Origin of the sequence: Pseudoduganella violaceinigra DSM 15887, assembly GCF_000425385.1 — a bacterium.
In the GTDB taxonomy this organism is placed as follows: Bacteria; Pseudomonadota; Gammaproteobacteria; order Burkholderiales; family Burkholderiaceae_D; genus Rugamonas; species Rugamonas violaceinigra.
In genome coordinates, this window is sequence record NZ_KE384356.1 from 233,257 (window position 1) to 252,441 (window position 19,185).

The window sequence follows — 19,185 nt, forward strand, 5'->3', positions numbered from 1 at the left end:
CATCTTACCGGTCGCCTGACCCATTCGAAAAAAGAAAGATTGATCATGAAACAAGCCGTCATCAGCGGAACCGGCCTCTTTACGCCCTCGAATTCGATCAGCAATGAGGAGCTGGTCACTGCTTTCAACGCCTACGTTGAGCTGTTCAATGCGGACAATGCCGCCGCCATCGCCGCCGGCACCGTGACCGCCCTGGAACCTTCCAGCGCCGCCTTCATTGAAAAGGCGTCCGGCATCAAGTCCCGCTATGTGATGGAAAAGTCCGGCATCCTGGATCCGAAGCGCATGACCCCGCGCATCGCCGAACGCAGCAACGAGGAACTGTCGCTGCAGGCCGAAATCTGCGTGGCCGCCGCGCGCCAGGCACTCGACCGCGCCGGCCGCAGCCCGGCCGATATCGACATGGTGCTGGTGGCGTGCTCGAACATGCAGCGCGCCTACCCGGCCATGGCGGTGGAAGTGCAGCAAGCGCTGGGTATCGACGGCTTCGGCTTCGACATGAACGTGGCCTGCTCCTCGGCCACCTTCGGCATCCAGACCGCCGTCGGCGCGGTGCAGAGCGGCCAGGCGCGCGCGGTGCTGATCCTGAATCCGGAAATCACCTCCGGCCACCTGGACTACCGCGACCGCGACAGCCACTTCATTTTCGGCGACGCCTGCACCGCCATCATCGTCGAAGCCAAGGACGGCGCGGTCTCGCAGCACCAGTGGGAGATCCTGGACACCAAGCTGAAAACCAGCTTCTCCAACAACATCCGCAACAACTTCGGCTTCATGAACCGCTTCGACGAAAGCGGCATCGGCGCCCCGGACAAGCTGTTCAAGCAGCAGGGCCGCAAGGTGTTCAAGGACGTGTGCCCGATGGCCGCGCAGATGATCAAGGAATCGATCGGCCGCGCCGGCCTGCAGGTTGAGCAGATGAGCCGCTTCTGGCTGCACCAGGCCAACCTGAGCATGAACCAGCTGATCTCGCGCACCATCCTGGGCCGCGACGCCGAGCCGATGGAAGCGCCGGTGATCCTCGACACCTACGCCAACACCTCCTCGGCCGGCTCCATCATCGCCTTCCACAAGCACCAGGACGACCTGCCGTCCGGCGCCTACGGCGTGATCTGCAGCTTCGGCGCCGGCTACTCGATCGGCTCCGTCGTCGTCCGCAAAGCCTGACAGCAAGTTTCGTCCACTTCGGGGTCAGGAACTGAAGTGGACGATTGTTGCATGCGGTTATACTCCTTACGAAAGGAGGCCTCCGCATGCCCCATGACGTCAGCCTGATCACGACCATTGCCGCAGCCCTCGGCTTCGGCCTCCTCTTCGGCTTCATCGCCACCCGCCTCAAACTTCCCGCCCTCGTCGGCTATCTCGCGGCCGGCATCCTGATCGGTCCCGCTACCCCTGGCTTTGTCGCCGATACCGCCCTCGCCGGCCAGCTGGCGGAAATCGGTGTGATGCTGATGATGTTCGGCGTCGGCCTGCATTTCTCGTTGGACGACCTGTGGGAGGTGCGCAAGGTGGCCCTGCCCGGCGCCATCCTGCAGATCGCGGCGGCGACCGGCATGGGCATGGCGCTGGCCCATTGGTGGGGCTGGAGCCTGGGCGGCGGCCTGGTGTTCGGCCTGGCGCTGTCGGTGGCCAGCACCGTGGTCCTGCTGCGGGCCCTGGAGGAGCGCGGCACGCTGGATTCCTTCAATGGCCGCATCGCCGTCGGCTGGCTGGTGGTGGAGGACCTGGTGACCGTGCTGGTCCTGGTGCTGCTGCCAGCCCTGGCCGGCGCGCTGGGCGGCACGCCGGTGGAGGGCCAGGGCGCCGAGTCCGGCATCGGGATGGCGCTGGCGGCCACGCTGGGGCAGGTGGCGCTCTTCGTCGGCTTCATGCTGCTGGTCGGGCGCAAGCTGTTCCCCTGGATCCTGTGGCAAGTGGCGCGCACCAACTCGCGCGAGCTGTTCACCCTGTGCGTGATTGCGGCGGCGGTGGGCATTGCCTACGCGGCGACCAAGCTGTTCGGCATTTCCTTCGCCCTGGGTGCCTTCTTTGCGGGCATGGTGCTGCGCGAGTCGGAATTGAGCCACCGCGCGGCGCACGAATCGCTGCCGCTGCGCGATGCGTTCGCGGTGCTGTTCTTTGTTTCGGTCGGCATGCTGTTCGAGCCGTCTATTCTGGTCGAACAGCCGCTGCGCGTGCTGGCGGTGCTGGCCATTATCCTGTTCGGGAAGTCGATTGCCGCCTTCGTGCTGGTGGTGCTGCTGCGCTATCCGGCCAGCACGGCGCTGATGGTGTCGGCCAGCCTGGCGCAGATTGGCGAATTCTCCTTCATCCTCGCTGCGCTGGGCATTTCCCTGGGACTGCTGCCGCATGAGGGCCAGAGCCTGGTCCTGGCCGGCGCCATCCTGTCGATTGCGCTGAATCCGCTGATGTTCATGCTGGCCGGACCGCTCGAGCGCCTGCTGGGCAGGAACCAGACGCTGGCGGCGCAATATGCCCGCACTGCCGACCCGCTGGCGGAATTGCCGATGACGACGGCGCAGTCCAAGCTGGAAGGCCAGGTAGTGCTGGTGGGCTACGGCCGCGTGGGGCGAAATATCGCCGCGTCGCTGGCGGCACAGGGCATCAATTACGTGGTGGCGGAGCAGAACCGGGAGCTGGTCGACCAGCTGCGCCAGGAAGGCATCGCCGCGGTGGCGGGCAATGCGGGCGAGCCGGCGGTATTGATCCAGGCGCATATCCACAAGGCGCGCATGCTGGTGGTGGCGACGCCGGATACTTTCCATGTGCGCGCCATGATCGAAACGGCGCGCGCCCTGAATCCGGACATCAAGATCGCCGTGCGCACGGACAGCGAGGAAGACGCCGATTTGCTGCGCAGCGAGCGCGCCGGCGCCATCTTCATCGGCGAGCAGGAACTCGCCAAATCAATGGCGGCCCACGTCGCCGCGGAAATTGGCAAGCAAAGAGCCTGACCCCAAGGTTGCCAAGGCTGCCGATTACAGGCCGGCGGCGAGTTCGGCGCCTTCCTTGATGGCGCGTTTGGCGTCCAGCTCGGCTGCCAGGGCGGCGCCGCCGATCTTGTGGAAGCGCGGGGCGCCGGGCTTGGCGGCTTCGCCTTCCGGCGGCATCAGCTCGGTCAGGCTTTCCTGGCCGGCGCAGATCACCACATTGTCCACCGCCAGCAGGCGCTCTTCTTCGCCGACCTTGATATGCAGTCCGTGGTCGTCGATCAGCTTGTACTGCACGCCGGGGATCATCACCACGCCGTTGCGCGCCAACACCGCGCGGTGCACCCAGCCCGAGGTCTTGCCCAGGCCGGCGCCCAGCTTGCTGGTTTTGCGCTGCAGCAGGTAGAGCTGGCGCACCGGTTCGGCCGCCTTGGCCGGTACCAGGCCGCCGCCCGTGTTGGCGTGCAGGTCGACGCCCCATTCGGCGGTCCAGTGTTCCTTCGCCACGGGCAGGCTGTGCTCGGGGTTGTGCAGCAGGAATTCACCGACGTCGAAGCCGATGCCGCCGGCGCCGATGATGGCGACGCGCTTGCCGACCGGCTTCTTGTCGCGCAGCACATCGAGGTAGGTCAGGACTTTCGGGTGGTCGATGCCGTCGATCTGCGGTTTGCGCACCTTGATGCCGGTGGCCACGATCACGTCGTCATAGCCGCCGGCCAGCAGTTCTTCGCGCGTGACGCGGTGGTTCAGCTGCAGCTTGACGCCGGTCAGCTCGATCTTGCGGCCGAAGTAGCGCAGGGTTTCGTTGAATTCTTCCTTGCCCGGGATTTGCTTGGCAATATTGAACTGGCCGCCAATGCGCTCGCCGGCGTCGAACAGGGTGACGTCGTGGCCGCATTCGGCCGCCACGGTGGCGGCCGACAGGCCGGCCGGGCCAGCGCCGACCACGGCCACTTTGCGGCGCACCGGGGCCTTGCGGTACACCAGCTCCGTCTCATGGCAGGCGCGTGGGTTGACCAGGCAGCTGGCGCGCTTGTTCTGGAAGGTGTGGTCCAGGCAGGCCTGGTTGCATCCGATGCAGGTATTGATTTCGTCGGCGCGGCCGGCGGCGGCCTTGTTGACGAATTCGGCGTCCGCCAGGAAGGGGCGCGCCATCGAGACCATGTCGGCGTCGCCGCGCAGGATGATGTCTTCCGCTTCGGCCGGCATATTGATGCGGTTGGAGGCCACCACCGGGATGCTCACCTCCTTGCGCAGGCGGCCCGCCACTTCGGCGAAGGCGGCGCGCGGCACCGAGGTGACGATGGTCGGTACGCGGGCTTCATGCCAGCCGATGCCGGTGTTCAGGATGGTGGCGCCGGCCTGCTGCAAGGCCTTGGCCACGGTGACCACTTCTTCCCAGGTGTTGCCGCCATCCACCAGATCCAGCAGGGAGTGGCGGTACATGATGATGAAATCGCGGCCCACGGCTTCGCGCATGCGGCGCACGATTTCCACCGGCAGGCGCATGCGGTTGTCGATGCTGCCGCCCCAGCGGTCGGTGCGCAGATTGGTGCGGGCGCACAGGAACTGGTTCAGCAGGTAGCCTTCGCTGCCCATCACTTCGACGCCGTCGTAGCCGGCTTTTTGCGCCAGCTTGGCGGCGCGCACATAGGCTTTGATGGTCGATTCGATGCCGCCTTCGGTCAGGGCCTTGGGCTTGAAGGGCGAGATCGGGGATTTTTTGTCCGAGGCCGAGACGGCGAAGGGCTGGTAGCCGTAGCGCCCGGCGTGCAGGATCTGCATCAGGATCTTGCCGCCTTCTTCGTGCACCGCGCTGGTCAGCTTGCGGTGGTTGAAGACGTCGCCGATGAAGTTCATGGTGCCGCCGAAGGGCAGCAGCCAGCCCTGGCGGTTCGGCGAGATGCCGCCGGTCACGATCATGCCGACGCCGCCCTTGGCGCGTTCGCGGTAGAAGGCGGCCAACTTGTCATAGTTGAAGAAGCGGTCTTCCAGCCCCGTGTGCATGGAACCCATGATGACGCGGTTGCGCAAGGTGGTGAAACCCAGGTCGAGGGGCGAAAGGAGGTGCGGGAAATTCGTGGTCATGGCATATGGCGGGAGTTCTGTGCGCTGTCTAACGATGGAAGCGCGCAGCGCTTGTATTCTGCCACCAGTTACCTTACGCTGGTAGCATGAAGCGACTGTTATTAGTACTGTTCCTCGGTTTTACCGCACCTGCATTCGGTGCCGGGCAAGCGACCAGAATGGAAATCCCGAAGCTGGAAGTGACCGTTAACCGGGTCAAGGCAGACGCACAGCAACTCTATGAAGTGAACGCCAGCGGCACGGTGCATGCCTCCTTGCCAACTGTCTGGCGCGCCCTCACCTCCTACGACCGCATGGAGGAATTCGTTCCCGATATGGCTTCCTGCCGTGTGCTCTCGCGCAATGGCAATGAAGTCATTATTGAGCAATTTGGTACGGCCCGCTTCCTGTTCATGTCGCGTTCCATCCACTTGGTGGTGCGCGCCACGGAGCAGCCGATGTCCACCATCGACATCGCCCTGGTCTCGGGGGACATGAAGCATTACGAGGCGCGCTGGGAATTGATTCCCATTCCGGAAACCGGCGGCACCCGCGTGGTGTACAGCGGCCGCCTGATGCCGAACTTCTATGTCCCCGGACTGTTGGGTACAAACATCATTCGCGGCGACATCGAACGCATGATGAACGCGGTACTGGCCCACCTTGAGCGCCAGCCGGCGCTGCCAAAACAGTCGGAACTGGCGCGCGGGCTGGGCGGCTTGCCCAGCATCCCCTAAGCCGCCTTAGGCGGTGTAGTGGTCGCGGTCGCGCACTTCCGCGAAGTTTTCCAGGCTGCCGATGCGGATCACGACCGGGTTCATGGTCGATGCGGTTTGCATGGAGCGCCAGGCGAACTGCCATTCTTTCTCCATTGCATCTTCACGCGTCTTGGTGAAGGCGGCGCCCAAGGCGGCGCGGCCGCCATATTCGATGGCGCCGTCGATGCCGGCCCAGTTGGGCAAGGTGCGCTGCACGGCGCGGTGGATGCGCTCGCCGAATTCTTCGGTGTTGTGGATCACCAGGCAGCTGTCGGCGCCGAAATGATCGAACAGGTCGCGGTTCCAGGCTTGCGAGAAGCTCAGGGTCAGGAAGCTGCCCACGGGGCGCAGCACGAACTGTCCTTCCTTCAGGGCTTGTTCGAGTTCGCTGCGCGGGCCGTAGCGGTGCAGCGTAGGTGGGCGTTTGTAGTCGTGCATGATGATTCTTAGTTCTGGTTTCTTTCAATGTGCCGCACATGGCGGTGGGCACGCATAAACGCCGAGGCGATAAAGATTTCGCGCAGCAGGTAGCCGAAGTGGGCGATCAGGCAGACCATCGAGGCGACGAACAGGCCGGCGATGTATTTGTCGAGCGCCATATTGGTGGTGTCGCCGATGAACAGCAAGGCCACCACCAGGCAGACGAACAGGCCGCAGGCCGTCGCCAGCGCGATCGCAATATTGATCAGGTGGGAACGGCGGTACAGCACATCCAGCTCGTTGATATAGGTATCGTTGTAGGCGACGTCCAGCCGTTCTTCCAGTACGCGCGAGCGGTCGATGATGCGCGCCAGGCGGTTCAGCAGCACCAGCAACAGGGTGCCCACGGTGGACAGCATGAACACCGGCGCAATGGCGAGCTGGATGATGTGGCCGATGTCGCCGAGCTGGATATTCATATTCATGCGAAGCGTCGTTGCTGGCGGAATTGTTCGGTGGCGTTGACCAGGGCGCGGCTGATGCCCTGCTCCATGGCGCCGTGGCCCGCGTCCGGGATCATCTTCATCACGGCGTTGGCGCCCCAGGCCTGCTGCAGGCGCCAGGCCGATACCGGCGGACAGATCACGTCATAGCGTCCCTGCACGATCAAGGCCGGAAGGTGGGCGATGCGCGCAGTGTTGGCCAGCAGCTGGCCGTCGGTGAAGAAGCCGAGGTTGGCCATGTAGTGCGATTCCATGCGGCCGACGCCCAGGTCGAGGGTGTCCGACGGCGGTTCATCCGGCTGCGGCAGCAGGAAGACGCGGCGCCCTTCGAATCTGCTCCAGGCGCGAACGGCCGGCCAGTGGATTTCCGGGTTCGGGTCCATGATGCGTTTGACGTAGGCTTGCAGCAGGTTGCCGCGTTCCTCCATCGGGATCGGGGCCACGAATTCGTCGTACACCTCAGGGTGGAACCATTCGGAGCCCTGCAGGAACCAGTCGATTTCCTTTTGCGTGCACAGGAAGATGCCGCGCAGGACGAAGCCCAGGCAGCGCTCCGGGTGGGCCTGGCCGTATGCCAGCGCCAGCGTGGAGCCCCAGGAACCGCCGAAAACCAGCCATTTTTCGATGCCGAACAGGTTGCGCAGGCGCTCGATATCCTCAATCAGCAACTGGGTGGTGTTATTGCGCACCTCGCCCAGCGGGGTCGATTTGCCGGCGCCGCGCTGGTCGAACAGGATGACGCGGTAGTGGTCCGGATTGAAAAAACGGCGGTGCTGCGGCGACATGCCGGCGCCCGGGCCGCCATGGAAGAAGACCACCGGGATACCGTTCGGGTTGCCCACTTCTTCCCAATAAATTGTATGGATGTCATCGACCGCCAGCATGCCGCTATTGCGGGGCTGGATCGGCGGGAACAGGTGTGGCAGGGCGTCGGGCATGGTTATCCTCTGTGCATGAAGCCAAGATTGTAACCGCTCAGAAGAAGGTGTTGATGGCTTGAAGGACCTGGTACGTGTCATCCACAAGCAGCAGCACCGGCCATTTGTCGAAGGTGGTGCAGGGGTGGGAAATGCCGCAGCCCACCAGATCGCCCACCTGCAGAGCGGCGCCCGCACCCTCCGGCCAGCGCAGGTAGGCATGCTGGTCGTTCATTTTGACGATGGCCGCGCCTTCGGGGAGCTCCAGCTTGCCCGTTCCCGGGCGCTGCGCGGCGATCGGCAGCGGCAGGCCCAGGTCGTGCGAGGCGTCGCGCTTGCCCATCGCGAGGATGGCCAGGCCGGGTTCCGGCAGGGACAGCACCGTGCTCCACACTTCCAGTGCCGGACGCAGTCCCTCGCCGCCTTCGCGGCCGGCCAGTTCGCCGGTCAAGCCGCCGTAGTAGCCATGGTCGTTGGTCAGGTAGCAGCCGCTGCGCATGACCGGCAGCACCTTCCTGCCCCGCAGCGCCAGTCCGGCAAACTCGCGTGCCACGCGGTCGAAATAGGCCGAACCGCCAGCCGAAATGATCACCTGTTCGCCGCCGAACAGGTCTTCCGCCGCGACGGCTTTCAGCATGTCCGCCATGCTGCGCAGGAAGCCGTTAACCACGTCCACGTCCGCCACCCGGTTGTCGGTGACCACCAGGCCTTCATAGCCTTCGATACCGGCCAGCTGCAGGCCCAGCGCGGCGGCAATGGCGCGGGCCACTTCCATTACCTGCTCCGGCGCGCGGCAACCGGCGCGCTTGCCTTTCATGCCCAGTTCCACCAGCAGCGGCAAAGGCCGTTCCAGGCCGAATGCCTGCACGGCGCGCGCCAGGCGCGCGACGCCCTGCAGCGAATCGGCCAGGGCGAAGAATTCGAAGTTGGGGTCTTCCTGCATCAGGTGCAGGACGGCGCGGATATCGGCGGGCGCCACCAGCTGATTGGCCAGGATCACGCGCCGCACCCCGAAACGTGCCGCAACCTGCACCTGCTGGACGGTGGCCAGCGTGATGCCCCAGGCGCCGTTGTCGATCTGCGCCGCAAACAGCTGCGGGCTCATGGTGGTCTTGCCATGCGGCGCCAGCAGCACCTTGTGGCGCTCGCAGAACCGGCGCATCCACGCCAGGTTGTGCTGCAGTGCGGACGCTTTCAGCACCGCCACCGGCAGGCTGGTGTCAGCCGCCAGCACGTTCCAGTGCTGGGCGCCGATCATGTGCTGGCGCAGCGGCTCTACAATAGGTAGGCCTTTTACCCCTGGCAGCAAAACCTGTTCATCGAGTTCGGGCAGCGCATACATATGTTGTCCAGTCTGTCGTCCATGCGGTCGGCACCACCAAGAATATCACTTCGACCGAAAAGACCGAGGCTGACACCGGCCATATATTCAATGCCACAGGCCAAGAATGAGACCGAACACCAGGAATTGTGCGGTGTGGTAGCCGCCGTCGATGAGCAGCAGCTTAATGCTGCGATTGGCAAACTGGTAATTGATGCCGAAACAGGCGGCGACCATGCCGAAACCGGCCAGGACGCCGTGCTTGACGGCATAGTCCAGGGCCGGCAGAGGGCCAACCCAGCGCGCAAAGGCGAATGCCGCCAGCAGGGAAAAAATAAAGGCGACGCCGAACACGCGCGCCGGGTGGCGGTCCTGTTTGACGCCGCCGTTTTCATCGTTCCACAGCTTGCCGAACAGGATAGGCGAATACCACAGGCCGCCCAGCATGAAGCTCGAGACGGCCGCCAACAGGACGGCCAGGACGTTCATTCCCATCATATGCATCGTTGTCTCCCAATATGTTTATTGTTGAGAAAGAACGATAAGTGAGCCCGGGCCCAGGGTCAATCAACTCTTGCAATGCTCCGACAGCATTTCGCCCATCTTGCCGCTTGCCGCCTGGCGGTCGTCGGCCCAGGTCAAGGCCGATTCGGTGGCCCCCGACGCCTCGCGGCGCAGGAAGCTGACGTAGGTCGAGCCGTTCTTGCCGGTGACGTGCAGCAGCCGCACTTCGCAGCTGAAACGCGCGCTGCCGTCGCCGGCGGCGGACTTGGCCGCGCTCAATACGTCGACCTTGGTGACCGGGCCGATGTGCGCGACCAGCGGCGCGCGCTGGTTGAGGATGTCCAGCAGCTTGTCCTGCGGGATCTCGCGGCTGCATGCGGCCAGCAGCAATAGGGGCAGCAATCTCTTCATACGTCCTCCGGAAAGACAAACGCCGACCAGCGCGGGGGCTGGACGGCGTTTGGGTGTTGCGTTGCTCTTTGCTGCGATCAGGACATGTGCTGCCCGCCGTTGATCGCGATATTGGCGCCGGTGACGAAGGCCGCTTCTTCCGATGCCAGATAGGCCACCAGGCCTGCCACTTCTTCCGGCTTGCCCAGGCGGGCCATCGGGATTTGCGGGATGATCTTCGAATCCAGCACGTCTTTAGGAATCTCCATCACCATCTTGGTGCCGATATAGCCCGGCGAAATGGTGTTGACGGTCACGCCCTTGCGCGCCACTTCCAGCGCCAGCGCCTTGGTGAAGCCGTGCACGCCGGCCTTGGCCGCGGAGTAGTTGGTCTGGCCGAAAGCACCCTTCTGGCCGTTCACCGAGGAGATGTTGATGATGCGGCCCCAGCCGCGATCCACCATGCCATCCGCTACCGGCTTGGTCATGTTGAACACGGAGTCCAGATTGGTCTTCATCACCATGTCCCAATTGACCTTGTCCATCTTCTTGAAGGTCATGTCGCGGGTGATACCGGCGTTATTCACCAGCACCTCCACCGGACCGATCTCGCGCTCGACCGCCGCGATGCAGGTCGCTGCCGAATCGTAGTCCGCCACATCGCAAGGATAGGCTTTGAAGTTGTAGCCCTGGTCCTTCATCGTGGCCAGCCACGACTCATGCGTCTTGTTACTTGGGGAATACGTCGTTACCACCTTGTAGCCCAGCGCGACCAGCTTGATGCAAATCGCTTCGCCCAGACCACCCATGCCGCCCGTTACCAATGCAACTCGTGCCATTTAAAGTTCCCCTTGTGTACGTTCTCTTAGACTAAAAGCTCATTCCCTTTCAACTGCAAGTGCTACGCCCATGCCGCCGCCGATGCACAGCGAGGCCAGGCCCTTCTTCGCGTCACGGCGGACCATTTCATGCAGCAGGGTCACCAGGATGCGGGCACCGGACGCGCCGATCGGGTGGCCGAGGGCAATCGCACCGCCATTGACGTTGATCTTGCTGGTGTCCCAGCCCATTTCCTTGTTCACGGCGCAGGCTTGCGCAGCGAACGCTTCATTGATTTCCATCAGGTCCAGGTCTTGCGGCGACCAGCCGGCCTTTTTCAGGCACAGCTGCGAAGCGGTGACCGGTCCCATGCCCATATAGGCTGGATCCAGGCCGGACGACGCGTAGGCCTTGATGCGCGCCAGCGGCGTCAGACCCAGTTCCTTGGCCTGTTTGGCCGACATCATCATCACGGCGGCCGCGCCATCGTTGATGCCGGAGGCATTGCCGGCGGTGACGGAGCCGGCCTTGTCGAAGGCTGGGCGCAGGCCGGACAGCGCTTCCAGCGTGGAGCCCGGCTTGATGTATTCGTCCTGGTCGAAGAAGATGCTGCCCTTCTTCTGCACGATTTCCAGCGGCAGGATTTCGTCCTTGAACTTGCCAGCCTTTTGCGCCGCTTCCGCTTTCAGCTGCGACTGCAGGGCGAATTCGTCCTGCTGGCTGCGCGAGATATCGTATTTCTTGGCCACGTTCTCGGCGGTGATGCCCATGTGATACTGGTTGTACACGTCCCACAGGCCGTCCACGATCATGGTGTCGACCATCTTGGCGTCGCCCATGCGGAAACCGTCGCGCGAACCGTTCAGCACGTGCGGCGAAGCGCTCATGTTTTCCTGCCCGCCGGCGATGATGATGCTGGCGTCGCCGCACTTGATCGCCTGCGCCGCCAGGTGGGTCGCCTTCAGGCCGCTGCCGCACACTTTGTTGATGGTGTAAGCCGGGATGGCGCTTGGCAGGCCGGATTTGATGACGGCTTGGCGCGCCGGATTCTGGCCGACACCCGCGGTCAGCACCTGGCCCAGGATGACTTCGCTGACCAGGTTCGGGTCGATGCCGGTCTGGGCCAGCAGGCCCTTGATGACATGGGCGCCCAGCTCTGCTGCCGGGGTCTTGGCCAGGGAACCGCCGAACTTGCCTACTGCGGTACGGCCTGCTGCAACAATTACTACATCATCCATTCTGCTTCTCCGGGAGTGGTATGAAAATCGTTCAATGCATTCTAGCTAAGCGCCACGTCTGCGGCCAGCAATGGCCTACCGGAACAATGGCTTATTCAAAGCCACGTCTGTTGCCTCACGTCCAAACGCTTGCGCACGGTCCATGGCGTGCTTGCCCTGGTCGCTTGCCATCTGCAGCAGGTCTTGGGGATGCTTGACGGTCAGGAATTCGTTGGAGGCCGAGGTCATGGCGGCGAGAGAAGCGAGTGCGGTATCACGATGCCAGTCAAAGAAATTGGCGAAGCTGGCGAGTTGCGCGTCGAAAGCCGCTTCGGCAGCGCGGGAAAAATCATTGCTGAACGCGTACATGCTGCTACTCCTTCCTTGAATAGATGGCTAAGTTACCGCAAGACTTCTCATGTTAGTTCGCGAATCCCTGCAATTGTTTGATAAACATCAAGGCTGCTTTCATTTTGCATAATTCCCCTAACGATGTCACGACAATAACTTGATACCGTCCAGCGAGGCGGCGCACTGCTCGCGTATCACGTTGACGAAGTCGTTGACGTAAGCCTTATGCTGCAAGGCCGGCGGCACCGAGACGAACAGGTCGCTCCACAAGCCGGTCTCGCCCACCGGGCGCGCCACCACATAGTCGTAGTCCACATAATTCTTGATGGCCCAGTTCGGCAGCGCGGCGACGCCGCGGCGGCTGGCCACCAGCTGCAGGATGGCGACCGTCAGCTCGGCGGTGCGGCGCTGGTACTGCACGCCGGCCGGACGCAGCACTTCACGGATCAGGTCGATGCGCTGTTCCGGCACAGGATAGGTAATCAAGGTTTCGCCCTCATAGTCCTGGGCCGACAGGCGGCGCAGCTGGGCCATGCGGTGCTTCTGCGCCATGACCGTCAGGATCTCGAAGCGGAACAGCGGGAAGGTGGAGTAATCGGCGCTGTAGTCCGAGCCGATCACCAGGTCGGCCAGGCCATTGCGCAGCAGGTCGGCCGGTTCGCTGTGGAAGCCGGAGACCAGGTCGATTTCCACCTCCGGCCAGCGGGTGCGGAAGGCATCCATCACTGGCATCAGCCAATCGAAACATGTATGGCATTCAAGCGCGACGCGCAATTGGCCGGTGTCGCCCTGCGACAGGCGCAGCACATCGCGCTCGGCGCGTTCCACTTCAGGCAGCAGGGTATCGGCCAGCTTCAGCAGGCGCTCGCCGGTGGCCGTGAAGCCGATCGGCATCGATTTCCGCTCAAAGAGTGGCGTACCGTAGCGATCTTCCAGCAATTTGATTTGATGCGACAAGGCCGACTGCGTCAGGTTCAGCAGTTGCGCTGCCTTGACCAGGCTACCGGAGGAGCGAAGCGCAGACAGCGTGCGCAAGTGACGAATCTCGAGCATGTATGAAAAGTTTTCAAGTTGATGCGCAATAAGTTTCGTTTTTATTATATGCCGCCATGCCGCAAACTGTACTTCATCAATATTTCTTAAGCATGACAAAAATGAAACTGGTACAGACCCATATTCCCGGTTACCCGCGCATCGGCGCAGCGCGTGAACTGAAATTCGCCCTCGAACGCTTCTGGCGCGGTGAAGCGAGTGAAGCGGCGCTCCAGGAAACGGCGAGCAAGCTTCGTGCCCAGCACTGGTCGACGCAGCGCCAGCACGGCCTGGATTGTGTGACGGTGGGCGATTTTGCCCTGTACGACCACGTGGCGAACCATGTCCAGCTGTTCGGCTGCGAACCGAGCCGCTTCGGCTTTACCGGGGGCGAAGCGCCGCTGGCGCGCTATTTTGCAATGGCGCGGGGCGACAGCGCACATGAACAGTGCGGCTGCGGCCATAATGGTGCGGCACTTGAGATGACCAAGTGGTTCGACACCAACTACCACTACCTGGTGCCGGAATTCGACGAATCGACCGCGTTCGAGCTGCACAGCAAGCAGTTGCTCGACGAAGTCACCGAGGCGCGCGCGGCGGGCCACCGGGTGAAGGCGGTCCTGCTCGGCCCGTTGACCTTCCTGTGGCTGGGCAAGGAGCGCAATGCCAGGGATGGATTCCAGCGCCTGGACCTGCTCGATAGCCTGCTGCCGCAATACAGCCGCCTGCTCATGCAGCTGCGCGTCGCCGGCGCGGATTGGGTGCAGCTGGATGAGCCTATCCTCGGCCTCGACCTGCCCAACGCCTGGCGCAATGCCTTCGAACCGGCCTACTGGCTGCTCAACCAGTCCGGTGCCCAGCTGATGGTCGCCACCTACTTCTCGCCGCTGGAAGAAAACGTCAGCCTGGCCTGCCGCCTGCCGGTCGCCGGTCTGCACGTCGACGCCGTCCGTGCCGCCAGCGAACTGGCCAGCGTGGCCGACTGGCTGCCTGCGCACAAGACGCTGTCGATCGGCATCATCGATGGCCGTAACATCTGGCGTAGCGACCTCGATACGGCGCTCGCTACCCTGATGCCGGTGCTTGCCAAGCGTACCGGCCCGGTCTGGCTATCGACCTCATGCTCCCTGCTGCATGTGCCATTCAGCCTGGCGGCCGAAACATCGCTCGATGAAGAAGTAAAACCATGGCTGGCATTCGCCGAAGAGAAGCTGGCGGAACTGGCCCTGCTCAAGGCAGCCTTGTCCGCGGATGAGCGCGTGTCAGGCCAGGTGGCAAGAGGCTTTGCCGAGGCGCGCGCAGCGCTGGCGAGCCGCCGCACCAGCGCCCGGGTTCACAACGCGGACGTGGCAAAGCGTATGGCCGCCTTGGCGTGCGACCCCGCCGCCGCGCGCCGCCACGCCCCGTTCGCGCAACGGCAGCAGCTGCAGCGGGAACGCCTGCGGCTGCCAGCCTTCCCGACCACGACGATTGGCTCCTTCCCGCAAACGCAGCAAATCCGTACCGCACGTGCCGCCTTCAAGCGCGGCGAATTGCCCCCCGCTGCTTACCAGCAAGCGATGCGCGAAGCGATCGAACACGCCATCCGCCAGCAGGAAGAGTTCGGCCTGGACGTACTGGTGCATGGTGAAGCCGAACGCAACGATATGGTCGAGTATTTCGGCGAGCAGCTGGACGGCTTCACGTTCACGGCCAACGGCTGGGTGCAATCCTATGGCTCCCGCTGCGTGAAGCCGCCGGTCATTTACGGCGACGTGCAACGCCCGCAAGCGATGACCGTGCATTGGGCGCAATTCGCGCAAAGCCTGACCGGCAAGCCGGTAAAAGGCATGCTGACCGGGCCGGTCACGATTCTGCAATGGTCTTTTGTGCGGGACGATCAGGCGCGCGCGGATACGGCGCAGCAGATTGCCGCCGCGATTCGCGATGAAGTGCGCGACCTGGAGCATGCCGGCATCGCCATCATTCAGATCGATGAGCCCGCTTTGCGCGAAGGCCTGCCGTTGCGCCGCAGCCGCTGGGACGCTTATCTGGACTGGGCCACCAAGGCCTTCCGCATCAGCGCGGCGGTTGCGGCCGATGCGACGCAGATCCATACCCATATGTGCTATGCCGAGTTCAACGATATCCTGCCTGCGATCGCGGCCTTGGATGCGGACGTCATCACCATCGAATCGAGCCGCTCGGCGATGGAGCTTCTTGGTGGGTTCGCCAGCTTCCGCTATCCGAACGAGATCGGTCCCGGCGTGTACGATATCCACTCGCCGCGTGTGCCCGGCAGCGAGGAAATGGCGGACCTGCTGCGCAAGGCGGCCCGGGTCGTGCCGCCAGCACAGCTATGGGTCAATCCCGACTGTGGACTCAAAACCCGCGCCTGGCCCGAAACTGCGGCCGCCTTGCAGAACATGGTTGCGGCAGCCCAAAAACTGCGCGCGGAACTGGAGCCGAGCTGAGACATCCTTGGTTTGAAGGCGGTCCCTTGATTGTGCAAGCCAAGAACAAGCTCTTCGGACCGCTCAACAATCAGGAATGGCCTCAAGCGACGGCTGCAGCAGCGCAAACTGCGCGTTATCCACCAGCATCACTTGGCGCCGCCGACAAAACGCAGTGCTTCCTGCGCCAGGCTGGTCCACTGGCCCGTGGCTTGCGGGTTCAGTGCCAGCCATTCCTTCATCAATTTCCCGTGACCCGGGTCGAACTTATGGCCGATGCCCGACGCTTCGAGCTCGTCAACCCTGGTACGCGGCAACTTGACCACGAATTCGTCTGCGGCCGACACCATGGCAAAGATCTTTCCATTGACTTTCAGCGCCGAGGAACCGAAGCCCTTCTTACCGCCTTGCCCGAAGTCCACACCCGGCTCGCCGGCCAGCGTTTCCGCCAACCTCGCAAAACGTGACTTGTTGTCCATGATCAGTTCTTGGGGACTGCGATCACATTCATGGTGAGGCGCGCTCCCGGTTTGGGCAGGGCGGCAACCCCGATTACGGTGCGGGCCGGATAGGGCTCGGCAAACAGCTCGGCATAAGCCCGATTCATTTCCGCAAACTCGGCCACGTCCACCATATTGACCTGGACATGCACGACGTCATCCAGGCCAGCGTCTGCCGATGCCAGCATGGCCGCGATATTCTTCAACGTCTGCCGCGTTTGCGTATAGGCATCCGGTCCGGCGAGCTGCCCGGTCCCAGGATCGACGCCGGGCGTGCCCGAGATAAAAACCTGCCCGCCAGCCTTGACGACATGACTGTAGGGACCGATCGGCGGGAATAAGTTGGTTTCGACCAGGGTTCTTGGCATGGCGTTACCTCATCCTGCAAGAATTGTTCAGTTTGATGCCTGTCGCCATCTGTTTCCCCTTCAAAGATAGTTAGTTTTATTACAAATGTTAACATAACACAACTAGCCTGAAAGCCGCATAAACACTAGGATCAGCCTCCCCAAGCAAGCTTAAGCAAAGTACAATGCACCCAGCCTGGGTCCAGCCCGTTACCTTGCGATTGACATGCCTAAGAGTAAGTTCCAGAAGCCTATCGAAATCAAGATTTCCACCGTTGTCGCCGTGTCTACCATTATGTACACGAGCGACCTCGCCACCCTCGACGCCGCCATGCATGAGATGACCGGCGGCGTTTCCGATTTCTTCGAGGGAGACCTGGCGGTGATCGACGTTGGCGACCTGGCGCCAGGCGGCGAACGAATTGACTGGGCGGCAACAATCGCCCTCCTGAAAAAATACCGCCTGAATCCGGTGGCCGTGCGCAACGCCAAGCCGGAGATGGTGGAAGAAATCCAGCAACACGGCCTGCAACTGGACAGCGGCAAGCGGGAAGAACCGCCCATCGTCACTGCCCCGAAGCCAGCGCCGGCCCCTGCGCCGGCCCCGGCTCCGGTAGCGGCGCCAGCGGCACCAGCTTTCAGCGGCACCATGATCATCGACACCCCGGTTCGCGCCGGCCAACGCATCTACGCCCGTGGCGGCGACCTGATCGTGATGGCGGTCGTGAACAACGGCGCCGAGATCATCGCGGATGGCAGTATTCACGTTTACAACACTTTGAACGGCCGTGCCCTGGCAGGTGCTTCCGGCAACGCCTCGGCCCGTATTTTCGCTCTGTCGATGAGCCCCGAACTGGTCTCGATCGCGGGTGTTTACCGTACTTTTGAAGATGGTTTCCCGACCGAAAACGCACGCAAGCCGGTACAAATCCGGCTGAACGGCGATAGTCTGGAGATACAATCTGTCAATTCCGCAAAATAACAGTTCAGTAAAGGATTCTTTGTGGCACGAATTATTGTAGTTACGTCCGGCAAGGGCGGTGTCGGCAAAACGACTTCCAGCGCCAGCTTCTCCACCGGCCTCGCCCTGCGCGGCCACAAAACCGTCGTCATCGACTTTGACGTCGGCCTGCGCAACCTGGACCTGATCATGGGTTGCGAACGACGCGTTGTGTATGACCTGATCAACGTGGTGCACAAGGAAGCCACCCTGAACCAGGCCCTGATCAAGGACAAGCACTGCGAGAACCTGTTCATCCTGCCGGCGTCCCAGACCCGCGACAAGGATGCTCTGACTGAAGATGGCGTGGAAGCCGTGCTGGCCGAGCTGATCAAGATGGACTTCGACTTCATCGTCTGCGACTCGCCGGCCGGTATCGAACATGGCGCCCTGATGGCGCTGACCTTCGCCGACGAAGCCCTGATCGTGACCAATCCGGAAGTGTCCTCGGTGCGCGACTCCGACCGCATCCTCGGCATCATCCAGGCCAAGTCGCGCCGCGCCCTGTCCGGCGGCGATCCGGTCAAGGAACACTTGCTGATCACCCGTTACTCGCCGAAGCGCGTGGAAGCGGGCGAGATGCTGTCGTTTGAAGACGTCCAGGAAATCCTGCGCATTCCTTTGATTGGCATCATCCCCGAGTCGGAGCAAGTGCTGCATGCTTCCAACCAGGGTAACCCGGCAATCCACTTCAAAGGTACGGATGTGGCCGAAGCCTACACCGATGTGGTGTCGCGCTTCCTGGGCGAAGAAGTTGAGCTGAAGTTTACCGACTATGAAAAGCCTGGTTTCCTGAAGCGTATCTTTGGAGCTAAATAATGGCCCTGCTCTCTTTCCTGTTCCAGAACAAGCCGAAGACGGCGGTCGCGGCAAAGGAGCGCTTGCAAATCATCATCGCACGCGAGCGTAATGGCCGCGCGGGACCGGATTTCCTGCCGGCGCTGCACAAAGAACTGATTGAAGTGATTTCGAAGTACACCAAGGTGTCGGCGGACGACATCAAGATTTCCCTGGATCGCCAGGGGAATCTTGAAGTGCTGGACGTGAACGTCGTCTTGCCGGACGCTTGAAGCGGCAAAACCGCGGCCACCGGATGCCTGTCTGACCCAGCGGGTCAGACACTGGTTGGCCGGTGTTGGGCCCCCGCCAGCACCTGCCTTGCCACTTTGGCGCAAGCCTCCACGTGCTGGTAGCCAATCTGCCGGAAGGCAAAGAAACCAATAGTCGCGGACACAATTTGACCAGCAATCGGCACCATTTTGCCCGCCTGCTTGGCCGCTACCTTGCCCGCACTGCGCTTGAGCACCGTCGCCACCAGCTCGCGCGTCACCACCTTGCCCACCAGCATGCCGCCCAGGCTGACCACGGCTTCGTAGGCGATCAGCTTCAATTTGGGCTGCATGCGGTCGATCTGGGCCGGCGACAGGCCGAACTCATGGTTCACATCGTCAATCAGCCGGGTGAACAGGCGCAGATCCGACACCACGTCGATGCCGGGAATCGGTACCGCGGCCACGCCGGCCGACAGCGCGGCGCGGCGCCGCACCAGGCGCCGGCAACGTTCGCGGACGGCATCGATATCGGCCTCCGTCGAGGGCAGCACAATCCAGTCATTTTCCATGCTCAGACTCCCAATCGGCCGGCATCTCGTTGTGCTGGCCGTCCAAGCAGTGT

Annotated in this window: 21 protein-coding genes; 7 read left to right on the forward strand and 14 right to left on the reverse strand. The window is 62.7% G+C overall.

The window, feature by feature from the left end:
* Positions 1 to 45: 45 nt before the first annotated feature.
* On the forward strand, positions 46 to 1,167 hold the full coding sequence (locus H597_RS0117630) for a beta-ketoacyl-ACP synthase III (protein WP_028103282.1): 1,122 nt from the start codon (positions 46 to 48) through the stop codon (positions 1,165 to 1,167).
* Positions 1,168 to 1,253: 86 nt separating this feature from the next.
* Entirely contained in the window at positions 1,254 to 2,957 is a 1,704-nt protein-coding gene (locus H597_RS0117635; protein ID WP_028103283.1) for a cation:proton antiporter domain-containing protein, read from the forward strand.
* A 24-nt stretch (positions 2,958 to 2,981) separates the two neighbouring features.
* Here H597_RS0117635 and H597_RS0117640 read toward each other — a convergent pair whose 3' ends face one another.
* The gene (locus H597_RS0117640) at positions 2,982 to 5,021 is read right to left on the reverse strand and encodes an NADPH-dependent 2,4-dienoyl-CoA reductase (RefSeq protein WP_028103284.1); all 2,040 of its coding nucleotides are present in this window, start codon (positions 5,019 to 5,021) and stop codon (positions 2,982 to 2,984) included.
* 158 nt (positions 5,022 to 5,179) lie between these two features.
* Between H597_RS0117640 and H597_RS31455 the strand changes: the two genes are divergently transcribed.
* Positions 5,180 to 5,737, forward strand: a complete 558-nt coding sequence (locus H597_RS31455) for an SRPBCC family protein (protein WP_229632204.1) — start codon at positions 5,180 to 5,182, stop codon at positions 5,735 to 5,737.
* Positions 5,738 to 5,743: 6 nt separating this feature from the next.
* On the opposite strand, the gene H597_RS0117650 is transcribed toward H597_RS31455, so the two are convergent.
* The 10 genes from H597_RS0117650 to H597_RS0117695 all read right to left on the reverse strand — a co-directional run bounded on the left by H597_RS0117650 (position 5,744) and on the right by H597_RS0117695 (position 13,253).
* Entirely contained in the window at positions 5,744 to 6,196 is a 453-nt protein-coding gene (locus H597_RS0117650) for a hypothetical protein (RefSeq protein WP_028103285.1), read from the reverse strand.
* A gap of 8 nt (positions 6,197 to 6,204) precedes the next feature.
* On the reverse strand, positions 6,205 to 6,657 hold the full coding sequence (locus H597_RS0117655; protein ID WP_028103286.1) for a DUF2721 domain-containing protein: 453 nt from the start codon (positions 6,655 to 6,657) through the stop codon (positions 6,205 to 6,207).
* 2 nt (positions 6,658 to 6,659) lie between these two features.
* On the reverse strand, positions 6,660 to 7,619 hold the full coding sequence (gene pip, locus H597_RS0117660; protein ID WP_028103287.1) for a prolyl aminopeptidase: 960 nt from the start codon (positions 7,617 to 7,619) through the stop codon (positions 6,660 to 6,662).
* 37 nt (positions 7,620 to 7,656) lie between these two features.
* Complete coding sequence (locus H597_RS0117665; protein WP_028103288.1) at positions 7,657 to 8,940, reverse strand: amino acid deaminase; 1,284 nt, start codon at positions 8,938 to 8,940, stop codon at positions 7,657 to 7,659.
* An 87-nt stretch (positions 8,941 to 9,027) separates the two neighbouring features.
* Positions 9,028 to 9,423, reverse strand: coding sequence for a DUF1761 domain-containing protein (locus H597_RS0117670; RefSeq protein WP_028103289.1), 396 nt, complete (start codon positions 9,421 to 9,423; stop codon positions 9,028 to 9,030).
* A 63-nt stretch (positions 9,424 to 9,486) separates the two neighbouring features.
* Positions 9,487 to 9,834: a hypothetical protein gene (locus tag H597_RS0117675; protein ID WP_154668156.1), complete on the reverse strand. Its 348-nt coding sequence runs from the start codon at positions 9,832 to 9,834 to the stop codon at positions 9,487 to 9,489.
* A 77-nt stretch (positions 9,835 to 9,911) separates the two neighbouring features.
* On the reverse strand, positions 9,912 to 10,652 hold the full coding sequence (gene phbB / locus H597_RS0117680) for an acetoacetyl-CoA reductase (RefSeq protein WP_028103291.1): 741 nt from the start codon (positions 10,650 to 10,652) through the stop codon (positions 9,912 to 9,914).
* 39 nt (positions 10,653 to 10,691) lie between these two features.
* Complete coding sequence (locus H597_RS0117685; protein ID WP_028103292.1) at positions 10,692 to 11,870, reverse strand: acetyl-CoA C-acetyltransferase; 1,179 nt, start codon at positions 11,868 to 11,870, stop codon at positions 10,692 to 10,694.
* 75 nt (positions 11,871 to 11,945) lie between these two features.
* Positions 11,946 to 12,218, reverse strand: a complete 273-nt coding sequence (locus H597_RS0117690) for a hypothetical protein (RefSeq protein WP_028103293.1) — start codon at positions 12,216 to 12,218, stop codon at positions 11,946 to 11,948.
* 126 nt (positions 12,219 to 12,344) lie between these two features.
* A complete protein-coding gene (locus tag H597_RS0117695; RefSeq protein ID WP_028103294.1) occupies positions 12,345 to 13,253 on the reverse strand; it encodes a LysR family transcriptional regulator in 909 nt (302 codons plus the stop codon).
* Positions 13,254 to 13,354: 101 nt separating this feature from the next.
* Between H597_RS0117695 and metE the strand changes: the two genes are divergently transcribed.
* Positions 13,355 to 15,685, forward strand: coding sequence for a 5-methyltetrahydropteroyltriglutamate--homocysteine S-methyltransferase (metE, locus tag H597_RS0117700; protein WP_028103295.1), 2,331 nt, complete (start codon positions 13,355 to 13,357; stop codon positions 15,683 to 15,685).
* Positions 15,686 to 15,813: 128 nt separating this feature from the next.
* Here the strand turns inward: metE and H597_RS35730 are convergent, their stop codons facing one another.
* Complete coding sequence (locus H597_RS35730) at positions 15,814 to 16,143, reverse strand: hypothetical protein (protein WP_028103296.1); 330 nt, start codon at positions 16,141 to 16,143, stop codon at positions 15,814 to 15,816.
* A 2-nt stretch (positions 16,144 to 16,145) separates the two neighbouring features.
* Entirely contained in the window at positions 16,146 to 16,532 is a 387-nt protein-coding gene (locus H597_RS0117710; protein ID WP_028103297.1) for a RidA family protein, read from the reverse strand.
* 205 nt (positions 16,533 to 16,737) lie between these two features.
* On the opposite strand from H597_RS0117710, the gene minC reads away from it, so the two are divergent.
* The 3 genes from minC to minE are packed head-to-tail and all read left to right on the forward strand — an operon-like array spanning position 16,738 to position 18,581.
* Positions 16,738 to 17,493 carry a septum site-determining protein MinC gene (minC, locus tag H597_RS0117715; protein ID WP_028103298.1) on the forward strand — a complete coding sequence of 252 codons (756 nt, stop codon included), beginning with the start codon at positions 16,738 to 16,740 and terminating at the stop codon, positions 17,491 to 17,493.
* A gap of 21 nt (positions 17,494 to 17,514) precedes the next feature.
* Complete coding sequence (gene minD / locus H597_RS0117720; protein ID WP_028103299.1) at positions 17,515 to 18,330, forward strand: septum site-determining protein MinD; 816 nt, start codon at positions 17,515 to 17,517, stop codon at positions 18,328 to 18,330.
* On the forward strand, positions 18,330 to 18,581 hold the full coding sequence (gene minE, locus H597_RS0117725; protein ID WP_028103300.1) for a cell division topological specificity factor MinE: 252 nt from the start codon (positions 18,330 to 18,332) through the stop codon (positions 18,579 to 18,581). The genes minD and minE overlap by 1 nt, the downstream gene beginning before the upstream one ends.
* A 44-nt stretch (positions 18,582 to 18,625) precedes the next feature.
* Here minE and H597_RS31460 read toward each other — a convergent pair whose 3' ends face one another.
* Positions 18,626 to 19,132, reverse strand: coding sequence for a hypothetical protein (locus H597_RS31460; protein WP_035374587.1), 507 nt, complete (start codon positions 19,130 to 19,132; stop codon positions 18,626 to 18,628).
* Positions 19,133 to 19,185: the final 53 nt, after the last annotated feature.